General features: G+C 66.0%; 5 protein-coding genes. 1 reads left to right on the plus strand and 4 read right to left on the minus strand.

Features of this window, described 5'->3' with window-relative positions:
• Positions 1 to 374, plus strand: a 374-nt coding sequence (locus AC1D00_RS34440) for a LysR family transcriptional regulator substrate-binding protein (protein ID WP_477013747.1), incomplete at its 5' end; no start/stop codon positions are given.
• Positions 375 to 411: 37 nt separating this feature from the next.
• Here AC1D00_RS34440 and AC1D00_RS34445 read toward each other — a convergent pair.
• The 4 genes from AC1D00_RS34445 to AC1D00_RS34460 all read right to left on the minus strand — a co-directional run.
• Complete coding sequence (locus AC1D00_RS34445) at positions 412 to 1,176, minus strand: hypothetical protein (RefSeq protein WP_027547279.1); 765 nt, start codon at positions 1,174 to 1,176, stop codon at positions 412 to 414.
• Between the two features lie 2 nt (positions 1,177 to 1,178).
• The gene (locus tag AC1D00_RS34450; RefSeq protein ID WP_477013748.1) at positions 1,179 to 1,376 is read right to left on the minus strand and encodes a hypothetical protein; all 198 of its coding nucleotides are present in this window, start codon (positions 1,374 to 1,376) and stop codon (positions 1,179 to 1,181) included.
• Positions 1,373 to 1,819 (minus strand): hypothetical protein, encoded by a 447-nt coding sequence (locus AC1D00_RS34455; RefSeq protein ID WP_477013749.1) that lies wholly within the window; start codon positions 1,817 to 1,819, stop codon positions 1,373 to 1,375. The genes AC1D00_RS34450 and AC1D00_RS34455 overlap by 4 nt, the downstream gene beginning before the upstream one ends.
• Positions 1,820 to 1,848: 29 nt before the next feature.
• The coding region (locus AC1D00_RS34460; protein ID WP_477013750.1) for a CHAT domain-containing protein at positions 1,849 to 2,948 on the minus strand (1,100 nt) is incomplete at its 5' end.

The raw sequence follows: 2,948 nt of genomic DNA on the forward strand, positions 1-2,948 counted from the left end.
GGCTCCGGACCGCCGATCTCGCCGGTGCTGCCATGATCGACCGCTGCCATTGCGAGCAAAGCGAATTCTTCGGCCGCGCCGCGCAGCGGCGCCAGAGCGCGGCGATCGCGCAATCGGAGGACTGGGCCATGGCGCTGGTCGCGGCCGGCGTCGGCATCGCCATCGTCCCGGAGGGCGTGGCGAAGGGCAATCCGGACGTCGCCGTGCGCGAGATCGAGGTCAAGGTCAGGCGCGAGGTCGGCCTCGCCTACCGCGCGTCAGTGCCGCTGGCGGACGCGCTGAAGGACTTTGTCGCAAAGCTCCAGAAGCAGCGCAGCTCGGATCGAACCGCGCGCCGGCCCGGCGCGCGTAAAACGCCTGGCACGGCACGCTGACCGCGATCATGTCGCGCCGCCGGCACAATCCTCGCGACTATCCGAGCAGGCCCTTCAGGCCGGCGTAAATGGAGCCGACCGCCGTCGCGGCGATGCCGGCCAGCGGCCCCGCAGTCTGCATGAGGTCCTGGATCAAACGAGCCCGGCGGCGCAATTGCTCTTCGCCGACATGCTGTCCAAGCAGGCGCGCCATCCTGAAGGCGAACGCGTTCGGCTTGCCGCCCTGGGCAAGCACGCGCGGCAGCACCTGGAAGATCAGGACGCCCAGGATGTTTCCGGAGACGAAGGCCAGCAGGATGCTCGCTCCGTATTCGAACACTTCGCGCCATTCAATCCACACGGCCGGCAGGATCGGGACACGATCGTGGATGCCGGTGACCGTCAGCATCGACAGGATGCTGACGCTCGCAGCCAGGAACGCCAGCACGAACGCTCCCACGGCCGAGACCCTGTGCAGGGGATAGGCCACGAACCCGAACAGCAGCGGGATCACGATCGACGCGATCCGAAGCGGGATCGGAGAGAGGTTGAAGGTGATGGTCACCAGGACATGCGCGACCGTCAGCAGCAGCGATGGAATGACGACATAGAGAACCGCATGCGTTCCGAAATATCGCAGCGGATTCTTGTACCGCTCGAGGCGGACGTTGACCCGATCGAGATCCCGCCTCAGCCTGTCCAGGTCGGCGACGATGTCGTCGATCTCGCGAAGCGTCGGTCGCACGACGCGCAGATCGCGCGAACAGTGCTTGCACGCGATGGCTTCGTCTTTGATCGTCTCGGCGCAGAACGGACATTCCATCGTCAGCGCGGCTTCCTGCGCCGCATGATGGCCTCGACTTCGTCTCTGGCCTGCCTCAGCTCGTCGCGCAGCTCGTCACGCTTGCGCCGCAGATCGTCCCGTTCCGCGATCAGCGTGGCGGGAACGGCAATATCACGCGCACAGGACGCGCAAACCAGCGCGCCTTCCGCGTTGGCGGATTGGCAGTACGGACACGTCACTTGGGCGCAACCTTCAGCGTGAAGATCGCCGTGCCCGGCCGGCCGTCACTGTCCTTGATGTCGACGCGAACGGTGTATTCGCCCGGCGGCAATTCAGCGTCCTGCATGTTGATGCCGTCGGGCTGGACAAACGGCTTGACCCGAGCGGTCAGATCGACATTCGGCGAACGCAGAAAGATCACCTTGACCGACTCCGGATCGATCTTCGCCCCACCGTACGACTCGAACTTCAATACCAGCCGCAAGGGTGAGTTGACGGAATCGCCGGGCGAGACGAATTCCACCTTCGGACCACGCATGATGCCGCGCCGGTCCGCGGCAATCGCCCCCTTCGGAGGCGGCAGCCTGGCTTCCTCTTCGGTGATCAATTGTGTTGCCGCTCGCACCGCTCCCGAAAACAGCAGGCCCGCCGCAACGAGCCCAAGCAAGATGGTCCGCTTCATTTCCCGTCCGATCCTTCCCTCACCGGCCGTCAACGTACACCGCCGTCACCGATGATCGTGTACGGCGCCCAGAACAGCGGATGCGCATAGGCGAACTCGGTCTTGCCTTCGCCATTGAGATAGCCGGGGCCATCGACGAGGGCCATCATCGCCTCGCGCAGCGCTTCGCTCCGCGACAGCTTCGGATCGTCGGCCTGCCGCTTGAACAGGTCGGTCACCAGCTGCCGCGCCGATTGCGAATGCACCGACCAGTTCGTCACCAGCAGCGCCCGCGTTCCGGCATAGAAGAACGCCCGGCCAAGCCCCGATGCCGCTTCGGCCCCTGCACCGGCACCTGCGCCGGTATTGCAGGCCGACAGGATGACCCAGTCGGCATCGAGCTTGAGGCCGAGAATCTCCTCCATCGTCAGGAGGCCGTCTCCGCCCTCGCCCGTCACGGTCGGGGACGACAAGGCGAGCGCCGGCTGCGTCAATCCATTGAGCTCGCCGGGGACCAGGCCGTGGGTGGCGAAAGCCAGGATCCTGAAGCCGGAGAGATTCATCGTCTTGACGGCGTTCTCGGTCGCACTCTTGCCGAGGAACAACACTTTTGAAGGATCCGCCTGCAACGCGAGCGCGATCGACTTCAGCTCATCGGCCGTGTCGGGAAGCCGGGGCAACAGACCGAGCTCGGCGCTGTCGACGCCGTCGAGCTTTGGGCTGTTGCGGCGCTTCAGCGGCATGCCGCGGGTGACGTTGCCGCCGGCATCGGCCACCTCAACCTTGGCGCCGCCAGTTTCAGCCTCGGCCTGCTGGTCCTTGTTGAAATAGGGGTCGCCGAACGCCACGAGGTCGCCGCGCCCGGGCTTGCCCGGCGGCAGCTGCCGCAGCGTGCGCAACGCGGCCGCGGATGGCACCGTCGACACGGCATGGGTTCGGGCCAGCCACGGTACCTTGCGGTAGCCGACGAACAGCGGGTCCTCGTCCGCGGCCACCTCCGCCGGTGCGGTCGGCAGCAGGGACAGCGGCAACAGGCCCAGCGCGCCGTTGGTGACCACGATCAGGTTCTTGGCCGGCTTCCATCCGCTCTCGACCGGCTTCAGCAACAGCTCGTAGAGCTCGTAGCCGAGTTTCAGATCGAACGGCGGAA

Source organism: Bradyrhizobium sp. P2_E8 (assembly GCF_056403875.1).